The organism is Taurinivorans muris (assembly GCF_025232395.1).
GTDB classification, from domain to species: domain Bacteria; phylum Desulfobacterota; class Desulfovibrionia; order Desulfovibrionales; family Desulfovibrionaceae; genus Taurinivorans; species Taurinivorans muris.
In genome coordinates, this window is the sequence record NZ_CP065938.1 from 1,659,761 (window position 1) to 1,679,763 (window position 20,003).

Sequence of the window (20,003 nt, forward strand, 5' to 3'; positions counted from 1 at the left end):
ACTATTGACATTAATAAAAGTTTATATATCCTGTGATTAGTTTTACATGTTAATGTAAAAAAGGTAGAACTAATAAAAGGAGTATGCTTATGTCATTGGAAACAATCATATACAGACAATTTGATATAGCAAACAATAACGCAGTTGAAATAGAATTGCCTAAATACAAAATTTATGCGATGTGCAATCTTCGAGGAGGAATTGGCAAGACGACATTGTCATTTAATTTAAGCTACCTAGCTGATGACTTGTTAGCGGTGGACACCTGTCCGCAAGGAAACTTGTCTTATTTTTATGATAAGGATTATTATGCAGGCAATCAAACAAATGTAAAAGATATGTTATTGCCTTATTTAGTTCCCGGTTTAGGAAAAGCAACAAGGGTAGCTTCATTTATCGGAGCTACGAATGAGTATTTTTCTGACAAAAACAATTTTTATATTCCTTCTTCAGAGGAATTGTATTTATTGCCGTCACAGTTGATTACCGCAATTAATCAAACTGCCGGATTACAACAATCACAAAAACAATTGGCATTAAAAAGTATTCTTTATTCCTTAGAAACTGAAATTAAGCGTGAACTTTCAGAAAATTCGTTAGATAAATGCATAATTGACACGTCCCCTTTTTTTGCGGGAGCAACACAACTTGCATGGTATGCTGCGGACGCTCTCGTAATACCTGTTCGTACGGATCAACAATCTATAAAATCGTTAGAATTATTGATTAATATTTTAACCAACCCGCAAAGTGAATTTAGAAAATATTTACCTGAAAATGATATGAATGTTCCAAAAATACAAATGGTAGTATTAACACATTGCGGTTGGTCGACAGTGGCAGGGGCAAGAAATGAACCAAACCAACAAACAAAACTTTATTTAAAAAAGGTATATGATATCTTATCAAAAAATAGAACTTTGCTTTCCACAAGAAATCCGGAAAATCATTTATTCATGCTTGATGATTTCTTAGGTTCAGGCCGTATTTCTTCTTTTGAATCTAAGCCTATGGAATTATTGAAAGAAGGGGAAACCAAGGTTATTGACAGATTAAGAGTAAGTGTCAACAAATCAGTAGATAAATGCAAAAATCAATTAAAATTTATTTCAAACCAATTATGGTAGTTTTTAATATCATAATAGTTAACTAAGGTATCTTTCTGAATTGTTCGGAACCATATAATCAACGTATAGCATACCCTTGGTTGGGTTCAACAGGTGAAAATTTTTGTAAGTATTTATTGTATCCTATGAAAAATAAAAAATTTTCAAACAAAAAGTATTAAATTGAATTAATTTGGAAGATATCCGAGTGATCGTAATATCTTAATATAAGAATTATGAAACTAAGTTCCTTACCGATAACACAAAATATGCCGTGGCTCGCTCCTCTTGCCGGCTGGTCCGATTTGCCTTTCCGCCTGCTTTGCCGTGAACACGGGGCTGATGTCGCCTGTACGGAAATGGTCAGTGCGAAGGGGTTGGTTTATAACGGGAAAAATACCTGTGATTTATTGCGGACGCAGGCGAAAGACAGTCCTTTGATTGTGCAGGTTTTCGGTGCGGAGCATGATTTCATGCGAAAAGCCGTACAAATTTTAAAAGAGGACGGTTTTTGTTTTTTTGATGTGAATGTCGGCTGTTCCGTTCCGAAGGTGGCGAAAACCGGAGCGGGGGCGGCAATGCTCAAAGATTTGCCAAACCTATACAAGGTTGCGGAAAGCGTTATTTCCGAAGTGCATAAGGATAAGGGGCGTAAAATCGGCTTTAAAATCCGTTTGGGTTATTATTTTGACGAAAATGTTTATGAAGAGGCGGCTCTGCGTTTACAGGATTTGGGGGCGGACTGGATAACCCTGCACCCCCGTTATGCGCGGCAGGGCTTCAGCGGCACGCCTTGCTACGAAGCCCTTGCGCGGCTTAAGGAACTTCTTGAAATTCCGGTTGTCGCAAGCGGGGATTTGTTTACGGCGCGCGACGGCGTGCGGGTTTTGCTTGAAACGGGAGCCGATGCCGTCATGTATGCCAGAGGGGCGATGAGCAATCCCCGTATTTTTGCCGAGCATAAAATTCTGTGGCGTCATGTGCGGGAAAACGGTCTTGTTTCTTCGCAAATTCCGGAATATGAGGAATTGTTTCCCAAAAGCCCCGAACAGATAAAAACGGATTTGCACGCGCTTATCATGAAGCATTTGGCGTATGCGAAAGAATATTGTCCCGAGCGGGCGGTCTTGCAAATGCGGACCATTGTTCCGCGTTATGTCCGGCATTTGGAAAATGCGAAGCTCCTGCGCCAAGCCCTGATACAGTGCAGGAGCTTTGAGGATTTGGACAGTGTTATTCAGGAATATTTCGCATAAGTTTCGGCTTTTGATTGTTCTCATGGTTTCCGATTATTTTCTCCATCCAAATCATACTGTACCAGCGGTTGAATTTATACCCGCAGTTCCGGAATATTCCGACTCTTTCAAAGCCTAGGCGGGCATGAGAATCAGCACTGCCGGTGCTTAGAAATTCATCGTTCCGTTCAGGGTACGCAATGCAGGCATATACATTCAATATGCCCGTTTCCTGCAATTTTTTTTTCAAGCGCTTCATAGCGTTTTCGCCCATACCCTTGTCTTTGCACGGTACGGTCAAGATAAATGCTTGTTTCGCAAGACCACGCGTAGGCTGCCCGTCCGACAAAAACGCCCGCATAGGCATATCCGTAAACCGCATTTTCGCTTTCCAAAACAAGATAGGGATATTGTTCAACGTTGTTCGGATACGGTTTTGAAACGCTTCAAGACTCGGAACGGCATATTCAAAGGAAATCGCCGTATTTTTCACATAATAGGCGTAAATCGCCAATAATTGTTCGGCATCGGCGGTTTGAGCGGGGCGGATATGCATGGAATTTCCCCGTATTTCTTAATATGCTTAGAGGGTATTGAGAAAATCGGCTTGTTTGGAAAGAGTTTCCGGAATATGTTTTTGCCAGAAATTCCAGTTATGTATGCCGTCCGCTTCAATGTATTCCATGCTGAAGCCCCGTTTTTGAAATGATTTTTGGGCGCTGCGGTTTTCTTCCAGCACAAGTTTGTCCTTGTTTCCCGTAACGACGATGATTTGCCGTGGCGAGGTGGCGGGCCATTTTTTATTGATAAGCTCCAGTACAGAATTGTCGTCCCAAATTTTTTGGTTCTCCGGTGTGAGTTCGCCCAAGAGGTTTTTTATTTTCCAATTGTTTTTATGCATGCGGATATCAAGCACGCCGCTTATGCTTGCCATGGACTGGAAAAGGTTTTTGTTGCGGAAACCGAGGAGCAGTGCGCCGTGCCCTCCCATACTCAATCCTGTGATCGCCCGTTTTTTTGTTGTGGGATAAAGACTGTCGATATGGGGAACAAGTTCTTTCGTGATAAAGCCCGCAATCTGATTTTCGGAAACTATCGGGCTGTCCACATACCAGCCGTAAGGCTCGCAGCTGGGGGCGACGATAATCGTTTGTTTGCTGTTTGCAAGCTCCTGCAATTCTTTTCCCAGCATTTCGACATATTCTTTTCCGGAATTGGTTGCGCCGTGCAAAAGATAAAGCACGGGATAACGCTTGCCGCCCTGCTGTTCCGCAATGAGTTTCGGAACATCGGGATATTTGTTCCGCCCCTTTTTCTTTTCGTTATCGGCGGTCTGATTGTTCGGAGGTTCCGGAAGCATTGTCTGGGTTTCCGGCAGCCATATGTAATATTCCGCTTGTTTTTGGCGCAAGCCGGATGTGAATGTCACGCGGTTCGCCATGCCTGCTACGGGCGGATAGCAGAAAGGCGTTTCTTCCGCGTAAAGTTCCGCAAGTTCGGCATCCACATAGGGCAAAACGTAATCGGTCAGAATTTCTCCGCCCTCTGTGCTGACATGGATTAAATCCTGTGAGCGCAACCGTATGCTTTGATTGTTTTTTCCCTTGTAAAAGGTCGTATATTTTCCGTTTTCCGTGAGCAAGTGCTCAATATTGACAAATTGCGCGAGGGGAACGTCTTTGCTCGCTTCTTCCTGCAATTTGGAAATACGTTTTGTGCGCGTGAAATACGGTTCTTTGCCCATGACAGGCAGACTGACCCAAAGAATGCGCCTTTTGCCGTTATCCGCCAAGGCGATGAAATCTTTGGAGCGCTGTAAATAAATTTCCTCCCATGGTTTTGTGTCGATAAAATATCGTTTCCTGTCGATGACAATATCCTGCGTATCGTTTGCGCCAAGGCTTATGACGAGCAAATCGGGCTGATAGGCTTCAAGCATGGGGGGGAGGCTGTCAAACCAGTTGAAAAAGTCCGGACGGCTCAGCCCGGAAGAATATTTTCCTTCGCGGTGCACGGTTAAATTATCCCGCTTGCGCAGGCGGGCGTGCAGGGTTGGTCCCAAGCCTTCCATCATCATGGAATCGCCGACCAAAAGCACATTCTTTTTTTTGCCGTAATCGGGGATATGCGCGGCATAGCCTGCGATACCGCTTTTTGTTTCGGGGATTCGCACCAGTTCGGCATTGAAAGGATAATTATAAATATTGTACCGGTATTTTTCCTGGTCCGTATTTTGGATAGTTTCTTTTTGGGGGACCGGGCTTATCGGTTCTTGGAATGAGGCGCTGTTTTGCGTATCGGCTTGCTGATCTATTGGCAAATCGGCTGTCAGATCGGATTGCGTATCTTCGCTTGTTCGCATAACGGATTGTGCGGGATTTTCCGCATTGGCGGTACTGTCAGTAAGCGGGGGTTCGCTGTCCGTATTTTTGGCGGGCAGTTTTTCCGTTTGTTTTGCGGAGGGAGCTGGAGCCGGCAAGGTTTGGCTTGAAAGCATGGTTTGCCACCGGGCTTTTAGTGTCGGAGTGACATTCTGCATGTCACGGAAAAGGCTGTGCTTGGCTATATAATCAAATTCGTCATGCAGTCTTGCGCTTAAATCATAAATTTTTGTTTTTATGCCGATTTCATGCAGGCAGCGGTTGACGGTCAGCAAAACAGGATACTCGGCTCCCGTTCTTTCAAGCACGGGGCTGAGTCTTTGCCCCTCGAACAGAAGCATGAGGAAGAATATAATCATGTATGACAAAAGGCTTTTTCTTGCTATCTTAGAAAATTTCATATTCCGCTCTAAAATTGAAAATAAATAAAGGGTAAAACGCCGTCAGGACCTAATTTTAAAATGATCGCGCAAATCAAGGCGATAAGCGCTGCCTTGAAAGGAAAGCACAGCTTTTCAAGTATAAAGGCGAAGCCGCTGAAACAATGTTTGCCGATGACCTGCATAAGCATTGTCAATAAAACCGCTATGGGAACAAGCAGAGGGTAGCCGTCGCCCTCTTCGGTGAAAGCGAGGATTTTCGTTATCATGGCAAACGCCGTCTGCGTATTGCCGGCACGGAAAAAAAGCCATAAAACGCAAACGGCGTGAAAAGTGAGAAACCATGAGAAAAAGGCATATGTTTTTGCAAAAAAGCCATTTTTAAGCATTGCCTTGCAAGGATTGTACCTTGTCCATGCATGATTGAAAACAAGTCCCAATCCATGCGCCATTCCCCAGATGAGGAAGCGCAGATGCGAACCGTGCCAAAGCCCCCCAAGAGTCATGGTAATAAACAGGTTTATGTATTTATTGCCTTTTCTGTTTCCTCCGAGGCTGAAATACACATAATCGCGCAGCCATGCTGAAAGACTGATATGCCACCGGTGCCAAAATTCTTTAAGGCTTGTGGCAAGATAGGGAGCATTGAAGTTTTGCGGAATTTTAAAGCCGATGAGCCGTCCGATACCGATGGCTATATCCGTATAGCCCGAAAAATCGCAGAAAATCTGCATCGCATAGGCATACATGGCGACAAGCACGGTTTCGGAGCTGTAAAATTCCGGGCTTTGAAAAACATCGCGCACGATGTGTTCGGACAAATAGCTCGCCAGCACAACTTTTTTGAACAGACCGCTTAAAATGTAACTGAATCCCTCGGCAATATCCCGATTGATAAGTTTTTTTTCGAGTTGTTCGTATTCCTCGTCACTCCCTGCCGGACTGTCTTCCATAAGCTGCGGAAAAAACTGGCTGCTCCGCATAATGGGACCTGAAAGGACAACGGGAAAAAAGGAAACAAAAAGAAGCACATCAAGAAAAGTCATGGGTTTCAGGGCGGTATCCCTGTATCTGTCAATGGCATAGGACATGCCCTGGAAAATATAAAAGCTCAGCCCCACGGGCAGCAATATGTCCATGTCGGGCAAAAGAAAAATCAGGCTTATCTGCAATCCCGCGGAATTGATCAGCTGTTCCGCGCTTAAAATTAAAAATTCATAATATTTGAAAAAGCCTAAAATCAGTATTTGCAGAAGAACGGCAATACCGATGACGCCGCGGCGGAAGGCGTGTTTTTTGAGAGGGTGGGAATTGGTCAGGACAGCGGAATAATAATTGATGAACGCGACAATGAGGAGCAAGGGCAGAAATTGCACGCCGGCAAAAGAATAAAAAGCGATATTGATACCCAACAGAAGCGTTTTATGGGTTTTGAGGGTATTGATACGCAAACTGAGCAGTATCAGTACGAATAAGAAGAAAATCGCAAATTGGAACGTTACAAAATTCATGGTCTGCCTTGTTAAATTTTTTTCTTTTGTAGGGTACTTTGCATGGAAAGGCAAGCAAAATGAGGCGTTATTCCCTTATGGGCAAACAGCGCAAAATAACCGCCACGAAACAAAGAAAAATGCTCATGGCGATAAAAACGAACGGTAAGCCGAGAGTATGGGCGATAAAACCCATAATGGCGAGACCTGCCAGCAAAGAAAAAGCAAGCGATATAATAGGTGCGGCAGCCGAATTTATTTGTGAGCGCACCGGCGACGGGCATGGAAACCGTTGCCCCGAAGCCGAGGCAAAGGAGCAGGAGTCCGAGCTCCGCTTCGTTGACTTGCAGGCGTTCCATGGCGAAAGGAATAAGACTTGCCCGCACCGCCATCGCAACTCCGAGGCTGAGATAGGCGAAACGCCCCGCCATAATGCTTTTCGGCACGGATTTTAATGCGAAACATTCCGCGTTGTCTTGCGGTTCAGCATGATTTTCCGCGGAAGTTTCCTTATCGGTATCCATTTTTCTTCTTTTTGGCAAGTTTGAGCAGTTTTTCAATAAGTTCGCCGAAGCTGAGCCCGATTTCTTTCGCTTCTTTCGGAACAAGGCTGGCGGAAGTCATTCCGGGAAGCGTGTTCACTTCCAAAATGTAAGGAATACCTTCTTTTGTCAGAATGAAATCGGAACGGCTGTAATCGGAAAGCCCCAATGCGTTATGGGCTTTGAGCGCCATTTCCTGTATCTTCCGGGTCGCTTCCGCTCCGATGGGAGCCGGGCAGATTTCCGCCGCGCCGTCTGCGGAATACTTATTGGTGTAGTCGAAAAATTCCGCTTTTGATTCAATCAGAACGGGAGGCAGCGCTTTGCCGTCAAGCACGCCGCAGGTCACTTCCTTTCCTTCGGCAAGTTCTTCGATTAAAATTTCCAAACCGATGCCGAACATGGTTTCAAGGGCGTTTTTCAGCTCCTGCCTGTCGGTGACGCGGTATAAATGTATGCTTGAACCGCCGTTGTTGGATTTTACGAACATGGGATAGGAGAGTTTCGCTTCGATTTCTTCCAAATTTTCAGGCATGGCAGGTAAAAACATGCCTTTTACCGTGTTCAGCCCGTGGGCTTGGAATAAACTTTTGGCGGCGTATTTGTGCAAAGCCAGAAAAGAGCCTTCGGCATTTGAACCTTGATACGGGCAATTCAGGCGGGATAGAAGCGCTTGCACGAGTCCGTCTTCTCCGGGAGAACCGTGTAGATTGATAAAGGCGACTTCCGCTTTTTCCGCAAGGGGGATAAGGGCTTCAAATCCGTCTGAAAGGTTGAAAAACGTTACGGTGTGCCCGCGTTCCGATAAGACTTTTTCAATGCCTTTCGCCCCGAGCAGGGAAATTTCACGTTCCGGTGACCAACCGCCTGCGATAAGCAATACATCCATTTTCTTCTCCTTATGTTCAGCGTTCCGTGCCGCCGTATTGTCCTGTTTCATTTATTTTTTGCGTTTCGTATTTTGTACCCGCACCAAGCGGCTTTGTTCCAATTCTATATCCACTCCGGAGCGGATCAGCGCGTCTTCGATTTTTTGGCTTTGCGCATAATTCATGTTGATCAGGCGAATTTTTTCCTCACTTGTGCCGTAGCGTTTTAAAAGGTCCTGAAAGCGGTCGGAAAGGCTGACGACCTTATCATGCCGGACCCGTTTGTCCGCATAGGAAATCAAATTCGGAAGCGTGCAGGGATTGTTTTCAATGGCTTGTCCGCCTTCGTCGAAAAACCAGATGACATGGGCGAGGACAGCTTGGGCGATGGCGGGGTTCTGCGTTTCCTGCATAACCCACGCGGCTCCCAAAAGGGCATGGTCGCCGCCGAAATAAATGGTGTAACTTTTGGCTATGTCGTGAAGAAGCGCGGAGGCGAGCACCATATCCTCGCGCAAAGGGTATCCCGCAGTGCCGAAACGTTTCGCAAGCGTCAAAGCGACTTGCGCAACGGTAAGGCAATGTTCCCTGATGTGGTGCATCATTTGGTATTTTTCCCAAATACGGTAACATTCCCTTATGGTCGGCACGTTCCATTCTTCTTTGTAAGGAAATGCAATATTCGGTTTCAATTGCATGGGCAGCATTATTCCGCTCCTTATCGTGTTTGTCCGTATCCTGAAAATTTATTTTTTTCCCGTATGTCCGTAGCCCCCGCAGCCCCGTTCCGTGGGAGAAAGCTCCTCCGCCTCTTCAAGGCTTATGGGAAAATAGGGCTGGAAGACAAGCTGGGCTATCCTGTCCCCTTGCTCGACGGTTACGGAATTTTGGGAAGTATTCAGCATGTAAGCGATTATTTCTCCGCGGTAATCAGGGTCGATAACGCCGACGCCCTGAGCGACGGCAAGTCCTGTTTTCGCCCCCAATCCGCTGCGGGAATAAAGAAAAGCGGCGGTATTTTCCTGACAAATCTCAAGGGCTATGCCCGTGGGAACAGGATGACGTCCGCCTGCCGGAATTTCTATGCTTTTTTCCGGGAAAGCCGCCCGCAGGTCCATGCCGCAGGACCGGCTTGTTGCGGGGCAAGCGCCTTTTTCACCGTATACTGTTTTGCTGTCGCGCAAATATTGGATTTTTGCAAGCGCCATTTGTTTTCTCCGTTTGCTTCTTATTCGTTTTCCTCTGTTTCCCGCAAAGCCCGCTCTTCTTTTTGGCGTTTGCTTTTTGCTTGGCGTTCCGCGATAAAGGAGCTCAAATCAAGCTGTTCTTCCGGTTTTAAAAGATGTTTTTGCAGCTGCCAGCGGATTATGCCTTGGTAAACATTGCGTCTGCCGTTTTGGCTTTCTTTGCAGAATTCGTCAAGCTTAACCAATAGGTCCGTGCGTTTTGTCGTGTTGGCGGAGGGGCAGGGATTGGAAAAAATCGGCAGTTCCCAAAGCTTGGCGGCTTTTATGATATGCTGTTTCTCCACCATGGCGAGAGGGCGGATCACTGTGAGCAAGCCCCCGAAAAACGGTTCGCACATGCTCATTCCGTCAATGCGTCCCGTCTGCACGAGATTAAGCAAAAACGTGGACACAAGGTCGTCGGCATTATGTCCGAAAGCCAAATGGCTCAGATTGTGTTCCCTGCAAAGTTCAAACAAACGTTTCCGCCGTAAAAAAGCGCAGTAGTAGCAGGGCGATTTCGTGCGGTTTTCTTCGGAATGGGCAAGGAGCCCATGCTCTGTGACTTCCGCATGGTAAGGAATGTTTTCCTTTTCAAGCCATGCGGCGAGCGGGGCATGGCAAAGGGGATCGAAGCCCGCATTGATGTGTATCGCCATGATTTCAAAGGGAAAAGGGGTGATTTGCCTGCGCAGCTGCATGACTTTGAGCAGAACAAAGGAATCCACTCCTCCGGAAACGGCAATTCCCACGCGGGCGTAGGGTTTGAGCATGCCCGTGTTCTGCATGAGCTTGCCGGCGGAGCGTACGCACTGCTCTTGCGAATAATGAAGCTTTTTTCCCATGCCTATTCCATGAAACTCAAATCAACAAGGGTGCGGACGCCAAAACCGGTTGCGCCTTTCGGATTGAGGGTGTTGTCGGCATTGTCTGCGGCTGCCATGTCGATATGCACCCAAGCCTGCTCTTCCCCTACGAATTCTTTGAGGAAAAGGGCTGCCGTCAAAGAGCCGCCGTAACGGGAACCGGCATTTTTTATATCGGCAACATTGCTTTTCAGCTCTTTCATCAAATGCTTCCAAACGGGGAGCTGCCAAGAGCGTTCAAAAAGAGCGCTGCCGCGCTCCGCAACGTTTCGGGCAAGGTTGTCGTCAGGGCTGAAAACGCCTGCGGCACCCTCGCCGAGAGCAACGGCGCAGGCACCTGTAAGGGTTGCGATGTCAACAATCATGTGAGGTTGGTATTTTTCTTCCGCATACGCAAGGGCGTCTGCCAAAATCAGTCTGCCCTCGGCATCGGTATTGATAATTTCAATGCTTTTTCCTGTTTTGGCAAAAACGATGTCACCGGGTTTTACGGCGGTTCCGCTTGGCATATTCTCGCACAAAGGCATGACGCCGATAACGGGACGTTTCGGGAAAATTCCGCTCATGCCGAGCCTGCCGAGGGTTTCAAAGGCTCCGAGCACGGCGGCGGCTCCGCTCATGTCCCCTTTCATCTCTTCCATGCCGGCGCTCGGTTTCAGGCAAATGCCTCCGGAGTCAAAGGTTATGCCCTTGCCCACAAGGACAAGGGGGTTCATTTCCTTATCCGCGGTATGGGGGCGGTATTCCAAAATCACGAAACGCGGTTCCTGGGCGGAGCCTTTCGCCACAGCCAAGAATGCGCGCATGTTTTCGTTTTCTATTTCTTCTTTTTTGAGCACGGTGCATTGAAAATTATGATAAAGGGCGGTTTCTTCCGCTTTTTGGGCGAAATAATCCGGTGTTGCGGCATTGGCGGGAGCGTTGGCAAGGTCGCGGGCGAGGTAAATGCCAAGGGCTTCGGCTTCCGCATAGCGTACCGCCTTTTTCAGGCTGTCGTCACAAAAATCGTCGTCCAGCAGGAAGAAAAGCTTGCGGAGCGTCGGCTTTTCCGTTTTTTTCTTGAAAGCGGTGTAGGAATACAAGGCGAGCTTGGCTGCAAGGGCGAGTTCTTTTGCCATATCGTCACGGGTTACGCCAAGTTTCGCTCCGATCCGCGCCATGGAAACAATATCGATGCCGATGTGTTCCAAGCCTAAATCCTGACAGGCGGTTACGGCTTTTGCAAAGGAAAAGCGCATGTCTTCCAAGGTTAAATCCTTTGTTTCCCCAAGTCCGAGCACCATACAGCGGGAAATTTCCATGGCGGGAGGACCGTACAAAACAATGCGTTCGTCTTTTTTTCCTTTAAAATCACGCCACTGGGGGGCTATGCTCAGCCATGGGGCGGCATTTTGGGTAAAATGGCAGGCATCGTCGACACCCTCGCCTTCAAAGGCGAACGCAAGAGCCAAATCTGTTTTCCATTGACCTTGGATTTGAAATTCTATATCGAGGTTTGCGTCATCTGTTTTCTGCATATGGGTATTCTCCTTATTTTTTCATATGTTCCGATATGTTTTTTTATTCTGTTAAACCGACAAGCCGCCGTAAATCCCGCAGTTCCCCGGCTGTCAGTCCGCGGACTTCGCCTTTTGGCAAATCTCCCAAAAGGAGCGGACCTTGCTGCACGCGTTTCAGGGTCAGTATCGTTAAATCCGTATCGCGGCACATGCGCCGGATTTGTCTGTTTATACCTTGGGACAAAGTAAATTCAAGCCAGAGTTCACGTTTTTCCTGTTCGCTTTTCGGCGTTTTGAGAAGACGGACCCGCACAGGGGCGAGCTCTTCCCCCTCTGCCAGTTTCATGCCTTTTTCCATAAGGTTCACGGTTTTTTGCAAATCATATCCTTTATCGGGAAGTCTCACCTTCACGTGATAAACGCGGGGCATGTGCCAGCGCGGGTGCATAAGCCTGTTGGCAAGTTCTCCGTCGTCGGTCAAAAGCAAGAGCCCTTCGGAAAAAAAGTCCAGCCGTCCCACGGGGTATATGCGTCTTGTCTTATAGGCGGGAGGAAGAAAATCGAGTACGGTTTTGCGTCCTTCCGGGTCTTTGACCGTGCTGACGACGCTCACGGGCTTATGCAGCATAAGGACGCACGTTTTTTTCCGTGCTGAGAAAAAAACTTTTCTCCCTTGGCAAAGGACAATATCGTTTTTCGTGTCGATACGCAAAGCCGGCGTGTCCGCTTTTTGCCCGTTCACGGTGACAAGACCTGCGAAAATAAGCTCATCGGCTTTTCTGCGCGAACAAATTCCGGCATCGGCAAGGGCTTTGTTGAGGCGTACTTTTTTATCTTCCATTTTTCCATTCTTTTTTGTTGCGTTTTGCGTAGGGGCATAATATACTTTATACATTCAATCGTCTAGCTTTTTTGCAGTTGAAAAATCCGTATTCCGACAAATTGGGACCATGATAGAAAAATCAAAACAAATCATTAAAAATAAAGCGGGAAATTTGCGCCGGAAAATCCGCGACTTGTTCAGAACTTCTGATTTTTGCGTTGATTTGCTCGTGCGTTTTTACAAGGTGTTTTGCAAGTCTTTGCGGTATGACGAAAAAACACGCGTAAAAATCGCCGAGCAGGACGATGTGGCGGCAAGACGGAAACAAGGCGAAGATGTCAAGGGGACGCCGGTCGTTCTTTGTCTTTGGCATGACGAACTGTTTCCGCTTATCTATTTGCGGAAGGATTTGGATATCGTCTGCATTGTGAGCAGCAGCAAAGACGGTGCGATTTTAGAAAAATTCATGCGGAAACTGGGTTTGCGCACGGCGGCGGGTTCCAGCAGACGCGGAGGGCTGAAAGCTCTTTTGCATGCCGCAAAACTTATGAAAGACGGCACTGTTCATGCCTGTATCACTGTTGACGGTCCGATGGGTCCGCGCCACAAGGCGAAAGACGGCGCTTTTTTGCTCGCCCAAAAAGCGAGCGCGAAAATAATGCCCGTGCGTCTTAATATGGAAAATTCCTATGCGTTCCCCAGTTGGGATAAGTTTCAAATTCCTTTGCCTTTCAGCAAAGTGGAGGTTTTTTTCGGGGAAGGTTTTTTTGTGACGGAAGAATTGACGGAAGAATATTTGGCTGTATGCCGGAAACGTCTTGAAGAAGAGCTGACGGGACTTTTGCCGCAAAAACCGTGAGACGGAACGGTAATCATAAACAAATACAAAACAATGAGGATATGATGATAGCCTATCTTGAGGGGAAATTTTTACAAAAGACAGCGCAAAGCATAATTATCGCAACCCGTTACGGCATAGGCTATGAAGTTTTCATTCCGCAGGGCATGGCGCTGCCCGCCGCGGGCGAAGAGCTCGCCCTGTATACGGCTTTCGTGGTGCGTGAGGACGCCCAGGAGCTTTTTGGCTTCGCCACCTTTGAAGAGCGCGAAACCTTTAAAATGCTTACGACCATAAACAGGGTCGGCGCGAGAACGGCTCTTGCGATTTTATCCGTGTACAGACCTGACGATTTGCGGCGGATCGTGGCGCAGGACGATGTCAACGCCCTTACCAGGGTTTCAGGTATCGGCAAGCAGACAGGACAGAAGATTTTTCTGGAATTGAAATATAAATTCAAAGCCGATACCCAATTAAGCGCCGTAATGCGTCCTGCCGCAAACTCCGGTGTTTACAGCGACGCTTTGACAGGGCTTCTCAATCTTGGTTATGATGCGCAAAGTGCCGGCGAAGTGCTGGCGGAAGTTTTGCAGAAAGAACCCGACCTTGCCGTGGGCGAAGCTTTGAGGGCGGCTCTCAAAACCATGGCTAAAAAGAAATGATGTGTTTAAACAAATGGATATGATTGAAATATGAACGGAAAGTTTGGAAAACAAAAATCTTTTTCTTCCGCGTTCGGGCATTTTGACGAAGAGCGGGACGAAGATTTTTACGATGACGGCGGTTTTGAAGAAGAAACCGGATATGCCGGAAAAACGGACGGGGAAAACAACGGATTTTTTTCTTTGCAGGAAAGTCTTGAAAAAATGGACGAATCCGTGCGCCCCAGACGCTTGGCTGAATTTGTCGGACAAAGCGAATTGCGGAAAAATCTGCAGGTTTATTTGGACGCCGCCAAAAAACGCGGACGGGCTATGGACCACTTGCTTTTTTATGGCAATCCCGGACTCGGAAAAACCACGCTCGCCCATATCATCGCTTCGGAACTCGGTGTCAACATTGTTTCCACTTCCGGTCCCGCTCTTATGCGCGGAGGGGATTTAGCCTCCATTTTGTCCAATTTGCAAGCCAATGATGTTTTTTTTATCGATGAAATACACCGTATGCCCATGCAGGTTGAAGAAGTGCTTTATCCCGCCATGGAGGATTTCAAGCTCGATCTTGTGATAGGGCAGGGACCCGCCGCCAAAACCATTAAGATTGATGTCGAGCCTTTTACTCTGGTGGGGGCGACCACGCGGCTCGGACTTCTGTCCGCACCGCTTCGTGACCGTTTCGGCATTATCAGCCGTTTGGAGTTTTACACGCCTCAGGAGTTGTCGGAAGTCGTTCTGCGTGCGGGAAAAATTCTAGGGGTGAAAATCAATGGGGACGCCGCCATGGAAATCGGCAAACGTTCGCGGGGCACTCCGCGTATCGCCAACAGACTGCTTCGGCGCGTGCGTGATTTCGCCAGCGTTTTCGGAGAGGGCTCCATTGACGAAGAGCAGACCAGACACGCCCTTTCCCGTCTTGATGTGGATGAAATGGGGCTTGATGAAATGGACAGAAAAATTTTGTCCATTCTTATCGAACATTATGACGGCGGACCCGTTGGTCTGAAAACCCTTGCCGTCGCCTGTTCCGAAGAAATGCGGACCATTGAGGAAATTTACGAGCCTTATCTCATCCAATGCGGGCTGATCAAACGAACCCCCCAAGGCAGGGTGGTGACGGCGCGTGCTTACAAGCATATGGGACATTTGGGATAATTTTTTTAATACATCATGTACATACGATAAAAGGAACCATTATGCCGCAAGCTCATTTACAAGTGAAAATACTCGCCCATACTCCCGACCCCCTTTCCGTCATTTATGCCTCTTTTCGGCAATGTTATCATCAAGGCTATGTGGGCGATATGTGGGAACGCCTGCAAAACGGGGAAATCAGCACGGAAAAGCAAGCGGAATTCGTGCGCAATATCATTACGTCCGGGCACGAAAGCCCCATTGAGCATGTGACGTTCACGTTCGCCCTTTCAGGGGTTTCGCGCGCTTTGACGCACCAGCTCGTGCGTCACCGCATAGCTTCGTATTCACAGCAAAGCCAGCGTTATGTGGACGCCGGCGGCATGGAGTACATTTTGCCTCCGAGCATAAAAAGAAACCCTGAAATATTAGCCCGTTACGAGGATTTTATGGAGGAAGTCGGCAAGGCGTACCATGACATAAAAACCATGCTTGAAGAGGACGGCAGGGGAAGCTTGGCAAAGGAAGACGCCCGCATGGTTTTGCCGCAGGCCGCCGCAAGCAATATCGTCGTGACAATGAACTGCCGTTCCCTGCTCAATTTTTTCGAACACCGCTGCTGCACGAGGGCGCAATGGGAAATCAGGGATTGCGCCAATAAAATGCTTTTGGAGTGCCGCAAGGTTTTGCCGGAAATTTTCAAGAGCGCGGGGGCGAAATGCGAACGGCTCGGCTATTGCCCGGAAGGCGAGAAATTTTGCTGCGGGCGTTATCCCGTCCGGCATTCGGACAAAGCATGACAAAAGGACGAAAGTCCTTTTCGTATCATAATTCATAGAGGAAAACAATGTCATTAACATTCAGGCGCGCACAGCCCGAAGATATGGGCTTGCTTCTTTCGCTCATCAAAGAACTTGCCAGGTATGAACACCTTGAGCGTGAAGTGACGGCGACGGAAGAAATTTTATCCGAATGGCTTTTTGCCAAAAAGAAAGCGGAAGTGATTTTTCCCATGCTTGAAAATGAAGCAATCGGGTATGTTTTGTATTTTTATAATTTTTCCACGTTCTTAGGCAAAGCGGGCATCTATGTTGAAGATTTGTTCATCAGACCGGAATTCCGGCATAAGGGCCACGGCAAAGCGCTTTTGCGGCATATCGCCCGAAAAGCCGAAGCCGAGGGGCTGGGCAGGGTGGAATGGGCTTGCCTTGATTGGAATGAACCGAGCATAGCGTTTTATTTGTCCTTAGGGGCTGTATCTATGCAAGGTTGGTCGGCGTACCGTTTGACCGGTCAAAAACTTACGGCGTTTGCCCAAACAAGAGATGAATAACCATGCGAAATTCTTGTTCACTAACCTTGGCAAACCTTGAAGATACGGAAAAATTCGCGCAAATGGCGGCAAAAACCCTGCTTGATTTGAAAGAAAAAGGCAGATTATTGCAGACCGTTTATCTGCTTGGTGAAATGGGAGTCGGCAAAACCGCTTTCACCCGCGCTTTTGTCGGTTCGCTTCCCAATGCCGAAAATGCCGAAGTCGCAAGCCCGAGCTTTACGCTTTGCCATGAATATCCCACAAATCCGGAAATTTATCACGCCGATTTATATCGTCTGCCCGACTGCGCCGATTTGCCGGAAGAACTGCAAAATATCGGCAAAAATGCCGTGCTGCTGCTGGAATGGGCGGAACGTCTGCACCCCGGAGCAAAAGCCGGAAACCGCTTGGAAATTCTTTTTGCAAAAGAAAATTTAAACCCGGCGCAAAAAAATGCCTCTCAAAATATAGACAATTTTGTGAATGTGTGCGAATTAAAAAGGCATGTTAATATTGTAGCCCATGGGGATATTGCGTCAGAGTTTCTTCAGCTCCTGACAAAAAAATTACAAAATTGTTTTTTTATTTCCTGAACGGGGAAATCATCCGAAACTGTTTTGTAATGTGTTGATTTTATTATTTTATCGCATAAGGTGACTTGTGCGGAATAGGAAAAAGCATGAAAGTATTGGTTCAAAAATTTGGCGGTTCATCTGTGGCTGACCTTGAGTGCATGAAAAAAGTGCGCGCAAAGGTTTTGGACGCAGTGGCACAGGGGTATAAAGTTGTTGTCGTTCTCTCTGCCCGTGCGGGACAAACCAATAAGCTTGTGGAAATGGCATATCAATGGTCCGATGAACCGAATCCGGCGGAATATGATGCGCTGCTCGCGACGGGGGAACAGGAGTCCATCGCCCTTTTCAGTATGCTTTTGAATGATGCGGGCGTGAAGGCGCGTTCCATGGTAGGCTATCAAGTGCCTGTTTTGACGGATAATTCTTATGGCTCCGCGCGTATCATTTCCATAGAAGCCGGACATTTCCTTTCCGAACTGGAACGGTTCGACGTTGTCGTCATGGCAGGTTTCCAGGGGTATAGCATGGAAAACAGAATCACAACCTTGGGACGGGGCGGCTCCGACACTTCCGCCGTCGCCATTGCGGCAGCCCTCAGCGCTGAAATCGGAACCGTCGATTGCCACATTTATACCGATGTGGACGGTGTTTACACCACCGACCCGCGCATGGTGCCGAAAGCGACGAAAATTCCTAAAATTTCCTATGACGAAATGCTGGAAATGGCTTCCATGGGGGCGAAGGTTCTGCAAATCCGTTCTGTGGAATTTGCGAAAAAATATAAGGTGCCGGTTTGGGTACGTTCAACTTTTACCAATGATGAAGGGACGCTTGTAACGCAGGAGGATGAATCTATGATGGAATCAGTTATGGTTTCCGGGGTGGCTTTTGACAAAGACCAAGTACGTATAACTATTTTGGGCGTACCGGACCAGCCGGGTGTTTCTGCCGCCTTGTTCGCACCTCTTGCGGACCATGAGATTCTTGTGGATATGATTGTTCAAAAAGCGAGCCGCGAAGGCATTACCGACATGACATACACGGTATCCCATAAGGATTTGAAACGCGCTTTGGTCTATACGGAAAAAGTTGCCGAAGAAATCGGCGCCCAAGGCATTGAATACGATGACCAAGTCGCCAAGGTTTCCGTTATCGGCGTCGGTATGCGCAACCACAGCGGGGTTGCTGCAATCGCTTTTTCCGCCCTTCATAAGGCGAATATCAATATTTTGATGATCAGCACCTCCGAAATTAAGATTTCCTGCCTCATCCATGCGAATGAACTGGAAAAAGCGGTGCGAACCCTGCATACAACTTTCGGACTTGACGGCGAATGATGGATTTCTATATTTACGATACGAGCCTTAGGGACGGCGCGCAAAGCGAAGATGTGCAGCTTAGCATGCCCGATAAGATTAAAATCGCCCTGCGGCTTGATAATTTCGGTATCCAGTGCATTGAGGGGGGATGGCCGGGGGCCAATCCCGTCGACAATGACTTTTTTGCGGAAATTAAACAATATTCATTGAAAAATGCGAAGATTTCCGCATTTGGCAGCACACACCATGCAAGTTTCAGGGCTGAGGACGATCCGACAATGAAAGCCCTTGTCGCTTCAAGAATGCCGATTATGACCATTTTCGGCAAATCAAGCGAGAAACACGCTCTTGACGCCTTGCGGGTCAGCCCAGCGCAAAACCTTGAGCTTATCCATAATTCCATTGCTTTTTTGACCCGGCATGCCGAAAAAGTCTTTTTTGACGCCGAACACTTTTTTGACGGATTTAAAGCAAATAAGGATTATGCCTTGGAAGTTTTGAAAAACGCTCACAAGGCGGGGGCGGACACGCTTGTCTTGTGCGATTCCAACGGCGGCACACTGCCCTCCGAAGTTTCGCAAATCGTGCGGATCTGCAAAAAAGAATTGCCCGAAGCGGCGTTCGGCATTCACGCCCATAACGACTGCGAACTTGCCGTCGCCAATTCTCTCGCCGCCCTGGAGGCGGGAGCTACGCACATTCAGGGCACGATGAACGGCGTCGGCGAGCGGTGCGGCAATGCCAATCTTTGTTCCATCATTCCCATTATCGAAGTGAAACTGGGTAAAAAATGTCTGCCCGGCGATATGCTCAGGCAGATTACCGCGACTTCCGCGTATGTGTATGAAGTAATGAATATGAAACCGTTTGCGCGGCAGGCTTTTGTGGGCAAATCCGCTTTCGCCCATAAGGGCGGTGTCCATGTCAGCGCGATCAATCGTGACGCGAGCCTTTATGAGCATATCAAGCCTGAAGAAGTCGGCAACAGTCAGCGCGTGCTTATTACCGAACTTGCGGGACGAAGCAATATCGTAAGTCTTGCGCGGCGTTTCGGTTTTCATTTGGATAAGGACGAGCCTGTTGTCAAAGGGCTTTTCCATGAGCTTAAGACAAAGGCGAGCCTTGGTTATGATTATGCCGCGGCGGAAGCGAGCATGGAACTTTTGCTTTTGCGTAAACTTGCGCGGCGCGGGGTGCGTAATTTCTTCACCTTGAAAAGTTTGCGGGTTTTTGAAACAAAAGACGAAGCGGGGCAGCCGTTGGCGGAAGCGACGGTCGCCGTCGAGGTCGAGGGCGTTGTGGAACATACCGCAGCCACGGGGCAGGGACCGGTCAATGCCATGGATATCGCTTTGCGCAAGGCCTTATCCTCTTTTTATCCCAAAATTTCGGAATTGAGTTTACGTGACTTCAAAGTGCGTGTGCTTACTATCGGACAGGAAGAAACAAGTCGGAACCATGATTTGTTCAGCCCTGAAAATGAAAAAATCCCCGCCCGAAACGGGGGCACGGCAAGTGTCGTCAGGGTGCTGATCGAAAGCGCCGATATGCGGGGCGCATGGGTGACCGTGGGGGTTTCTTACGATATTATCGAAGCCAGCTGGCAGGCTCTTGCCGACAGCGTGACCTATAAACTGTATCGCGATGAATGGCAAAGCCATAACAACACGGATAATGAATAGTTTTTAAAAATAAAGAAAACAGAGATGTTATTCGGGATAAAGCCGTGCCGGTTTACGCAGTGCGGCT

20 protein-coding genes are annotated in these 20,003 nt (G+C 47.8%); 10 read left to right on the forward strand and 10 right to left on the reverse strand.

Translation table 11 applies throughout. The features are described from left to right. Positions 1-89: 89 nt before the first annotated feature. Together JBF11_RS07795 and JBF11_RS07800 are read left to right on the forward strand one after the other, a co-directional pair. Positions 90-1,127 (forward strand): ParA family protein, encoded by a 1,038-nt coding sequence (locus JBF11_RS07795; protein ID WP_334314920.1) that lies wholly within the window; start codon positions 90-92, stop codon positions 1,125-1,127. 215 nt (positions 1,128-1,342) lie between these two features. Further along, complete coding sequence (locus JBF11_RS07800; protein WP_334314921.1) at positions 1,343-2,362, forward strand: tRNA dihydrouridine synthase; 1,020 nt, start codon at positions 1,343-1,345, stop codon at positions 2,360-2,362. Here the strand turns inward: JBF11_RS07800 and JBF11_RS10170 are convergent. The 10 genes from JBF11_RS10170 to JBF11_RS07850 are packed head-to-tail and all read right to left on the reverse strand — an operon-like array spanning position 2,340 to position 12,489. Beyond that, complete coding sequence (locus JBF11_RS10170; protein WP_334314922.1) at positions 2,340-2,897, reverse strand: GNAT family N-acetyltransferase; 558 nt, start codon at positions 2,895-2,897, stop codon at positions 2,340-2,342. The two genes, JBF11_RS07800 and JBF11_RS10170, sit on opposite strands and share 23 nt — an antisense overlap. 27 nt (positions 2,898-2,924) lie before the next feature. Continuing rightward, positions 2,925-5,123: a DUF459 domain-containing protein gene (locus JBF11_RS07810; protein ID WP_334314923.1), complete on the reverse strand. Its 2,199-nt coding sequence runs from the start codon at positions 5,121-5,123 to the stop codon at positions 2,925-2,927. 8 nt (positions 5,124-5,131) lie between these two features. Further along, on the reverse strand, positions 5,132-6,613 hold the full coding sequence (locus tag JBF11_RS07815) for an MBOAT family O-acyltransferase (protein ID WP_334314924.1): 1,482 nt from the start codon (positions 6,611-6,613) through the stop codon (positions 5,132-5,134). Between the two features lie 11 nt (positions 6,614-6,624). Continuing rightward, a complete protein-coding gene (locus JBF11_RS07820) occupies positions 6,625-7,116 on the reverse strand; it encodes a hypothetical protein (protein ID WP_334314925.1) in 492 nt (163 codons plus the stop codon). Further along, positions 7,103-8,023, reverse strand: coding sequence for a D-alanine--D-alanine ligase family protein (locus tag JBF11_RS07825; protein WP_334314926.1), 921 nt, complete (start codon positions 8,021-8,023; stop codon positions 7,103-7,105). Before JBF11_RS07825 ends, JBF11_RS07820 begins: the two co-directional genes overlap by 14 nt. Before the next feature lie 51 nt (positions 8,024-8,074). After that, on the reverse strand, positions 8,075-8,710 hold the full coding sequence (locus JBF11_RS07830; RefSeq protein ID WP_334314927.1) for an HD domain-containing protein: 636 nt from the start codon (positions 8,708-8,710) through the stop codon (positions 8,075-8,077). Between the two features lie 39 nt (positions 8,711-8,749). Next, a complete protein-coding gene (gene dut, locus JBF11_RS07835; RefSeq protein ID WP_334314928.1) occupies positions 8,750-9,211 on the reverse strand; it encodes a dUTP diphosphatase in 462 nt (153 codons plus the stop codon). Between the two features lie 20 nt (positions 9,212-9,231). Then, entirely contained in the window at positions 9,232-10,074 is an 843-nt protein-coding gene (locus JBF11_RS07840; protein ID WP_334314929.1) for a tRNA lysidine(34) synthetase, read from the reverse strand. A gap of 2 nt (positions 10,075-10,076) precedes the next feature. Further along, complete coding sequence (locus JBF11_RS07845; protein WP_334314930.1) at positions 10,077-11,612, reverse strand: leucyl aminopeptidase; 1,536 nt, start codon at positions 11,610-11,612, stop codon at positions 10,077-10,079. Positions 11,613-11,655: 43 nt separating this feature from the next. After that, on the reverse strand, positions 11,656-12,489 hold the full coding sequence (locus JBF11_RS07850) for a pseudouridine synthase (protein WP_334314931.1): 834 nt from the start codon (positions 12,487-12,489) through the stop codon (positions 11,656-11,658). Positions 12,490-12,544: 55 nt separating this feature from the next. Between JBF11_RS07850 and JBF11_RS07855 the strand changes: the two genes are divergently transcribed. The 8 genes from JBF11_RS07855 (at position 12,545) to cimA (ending at position 19,936) form a co-directional block, all read left to right on the forward strand. Then, the gene (locus tag JBF11_RS07855; protein WP_334314932.1) at positions 12,545-13,276 is read left to right on the forward strand and encodes a lysophospholipid acyltransferase family protein; all 732 of its coding nucleotides are present in this window, start codon (positions 12,545-12,547) and stop codon (positions 13,274-13,276) included. A 44-nt stretch (positions 13,277-13,320) separates the two neighbouring features. After that, on the forward strand, positions 13,321-13,917 hold the full coding sequence (gene ruvA, locus JBF11_RS07860; RefSeq protein WP_334316330.1) for a Holliday junction branch migration protein RuvA: 597 nt from the start codon (positions 13,321-13,323) through the stop codon (positions 13,915-13,917). Positions 13,918-14,121: 204 nt separating this feature from the next. Then, positions 14,122-15,066, forward strand: a complete 945-nt coding sequence (gene ruvB, locus JBF11_RS07865) for a Holliday junction branch migration DNA helicase RuvB (RefSeq protein WP_334316331.1) — start codon at positions 14,122-14,124, stop codon at positions 15,064-15,066. 41 nt (positions 15,067-15,107) lie between these two features. Next, complete coding sequence (gene thyX, locus JBF11_RS07870) at positions 15,108-15,845, forward strand: FAD-dependent thymidylate synthase (protein ID WP_334314933.1); 738 nt, start codon at positions 15,108-15,110, stop codon at positions 15,843-15,845. A gap of 47 nt (positions 15,846-15,892) precedes the next feature. Further along, positions 15,893-16,378, forward strand: coding sequence for a GNAT family N-acetyltransferase (locus tag JBF11_RS07875; protein ID WP_334314934.1), 486 nt, complete (start codon positions 15,893-15,895; stop codon positions 16,376-16,378). Between the two features lie 2 nt (positions 16,379-16,380). Further along, on the forward strand, positions 16,381-16,953 hold the full coding sequence (gene tsaE, locus JBF11_RS07880; protein WP_334314935.1) for a tRNA (adenosine(37)-N6)-threonylcarbamoyltransferase complex ATPase subunit type 1 TsaE: 573 nt from the start codon (positions 16,381-16,383) through the stop codon (positions 16,951-16,953). An 86-nt stretch (positions 16,954-17,039) separates the two neighbouring features. Beyond that, complete coding sequence (locus JBF11_RS07885; protein WP_334314936.1) at positions 17,040-18,272, forward strand: aspartate kinase; 1,233 nt, start codon at positions 17,040-17,042, stop codon at positions 18,270-18,272. Further along, complete coding sequence (gene cimA / locus JBF11_RS07890; RefSeq protein ID WP_334314937.1) at positions 18,269-19,936, forward strand: citramalate synthase; 1,668 nt, start codon at positions 18,269-18,271, stop codon at positions 19,934-19,936. The genes JBF11_RS07885 and cimA overlap by 4 nt, the downstream gene beginning before the upstream one ends. The last annotated feature ends 67 nt before the right edge of the window (positions 19,937-20,003 follow it).

What these genes read in the sequence shown, in the direction of transcription:
- JBF11_RS07820 (WP_334314925.1), bottom strand. Translation starts at nt 7,116, where the DNA reads ATGGATACCGATAAGGAAACTTCCGCGGAAAATCATGCTGAACCGCAA.
- JBF11_RS07885 (WP_334314936.1), top strand. Translation starts at nt 17,040, where the DNA reads ATGAAAGTATTGGTTCAAAAATTTGGCGGTTCATCTGTGGCTGACCTT.
- JBF11_RS07850 (WP_334314931.1), bottom strand. Translation starts at nt 12,489, where the DNA reads ATGTATAAAGTATATTATGCCCCTACGCAAAACGCAACAAAAAAGAAT.
- JBF11_RS10170 (WP_334314922.1), bottom strand. Translation starts at nt 2,897, where the DNA reads ATGCATATCCGCCCCGCTCAAACCGCCGATGCCGAACAATTATTGGCG.
- JBF11_RS07815 (WP_334314924.1), bottom strand. Translation starts at nt 6,613, where the DNA reads ATGAATTTTGTAACGTTCCAATTTGCGATTTTCTTCTTATTCGTACTG.
- tsaE (WP_334314935.1), top strand. Translation starts at nt 16,381, where the DNA reads ATGCGAAATTCTTGTTCACTAACCTTGGCAAACCTTGAAGATACGGAA.
- JBF11_RS07840 (WP_334314929.1), bottom strand. Translation starts at nt 10,074, where the DNA reads ATGGGAAAAAAGCTTCATTATTCGCAAGAGCAGTGCGTACGCTCCGCC.
- cimA (WP_334314937.1), top strand. Translation starts at nt 18,269, where the DNA reads ATGATGGATTTCTATATTTACGATACGAGCCTTAGGGACGGCGCGCAA.
- ruvA (WP_334316330.1), top strand. Translation starts at nt 13,321, where the DNA reads ATGATAGCCTATCTTGAGGGGAAATTTTTACAAAAGACAGCGCAAAGC.
- JBF11_RS07845 (WP_334314930.1), bottom strand. Translation starts at nt 11,612, where the DNA reads ATGCAGAAAACAGATGACGCAAACCTCGATATAGAATTTCAAATCCAA.
- JBF11_RS07810 (WP_334314923.1), bottom strand. Translation starts at nt 5,123, where the DNA reads ATGAAATTTTCTAAGATAGCAAGAAAAAGCCTTTTGTCATACATGATT.
- JBF11_RS07855 (WP_334314932.1), top strand. Translation starts at nt 12,545, where the DNA reads ATGATAGAAAAATCAAAACAAATCATTAAAAATAAAGCGGGAAATTTG.
- ruvB (WP_334316331.1), top strand. Translation starts at nt 14,122, where the DNA reads ATGGACGAATCCGTGCGCCCCAGACGCTTGGCTGAATTTGTCGGACAA.
- JBF11_RS07825 (WP_334314926.1), bottom strand. Translation starts at nt 8,023, where the DNA reads ATGGATGTATTGCTTATCGCAGGCGGTTGGTCACCGGAACGTGAAATT.
- thyX (WP_334314933.1), top strand. Translation starts at nt 15,108, where the DNA reads ATGCCGCAAGCTCATTTACAAGTGAAAATACTCGCCCATACTCCCGAC.
- JBF11_RS07800 (WP_334314921.1), top strand. Translation starts at nt 1,343, where the DNA reads ATGAAACTAAGTTCCTTACCGATAACACAAAATATGCCGTGGCTCGCT.
- JBF11_RS07875 (WP_334314934.1), top strand. Translation starts at nt 15,893, where the DNA reads ATGTCATTAACATTCAGGCGCGCACAGCCCGAAGATATGGGCTTGCTT.
- JBF11_RS07795 (WP_334314920.1), top strand. Translation starts at nt 90, where the DNA reads ATGTCATTGGAAACAATCATATACAGACAATTTGATATAGCAAACAAT.
- JBF11_RS07830 (WP_334314927.1), bottom strand. Translation starts at nt 8,710, where the DNA reads ATGCTGCCCATGCAATTGAAACCGAATATTGCATTTCCTTACAAAGAA.
- dut (WP_334314928.1), bottom strand. Translation starts at nt 9,211, where the DNA reads ATGGCGCTTGCAAAAATCCAATATTTGCGCGACAGCAAAACAGTATAC.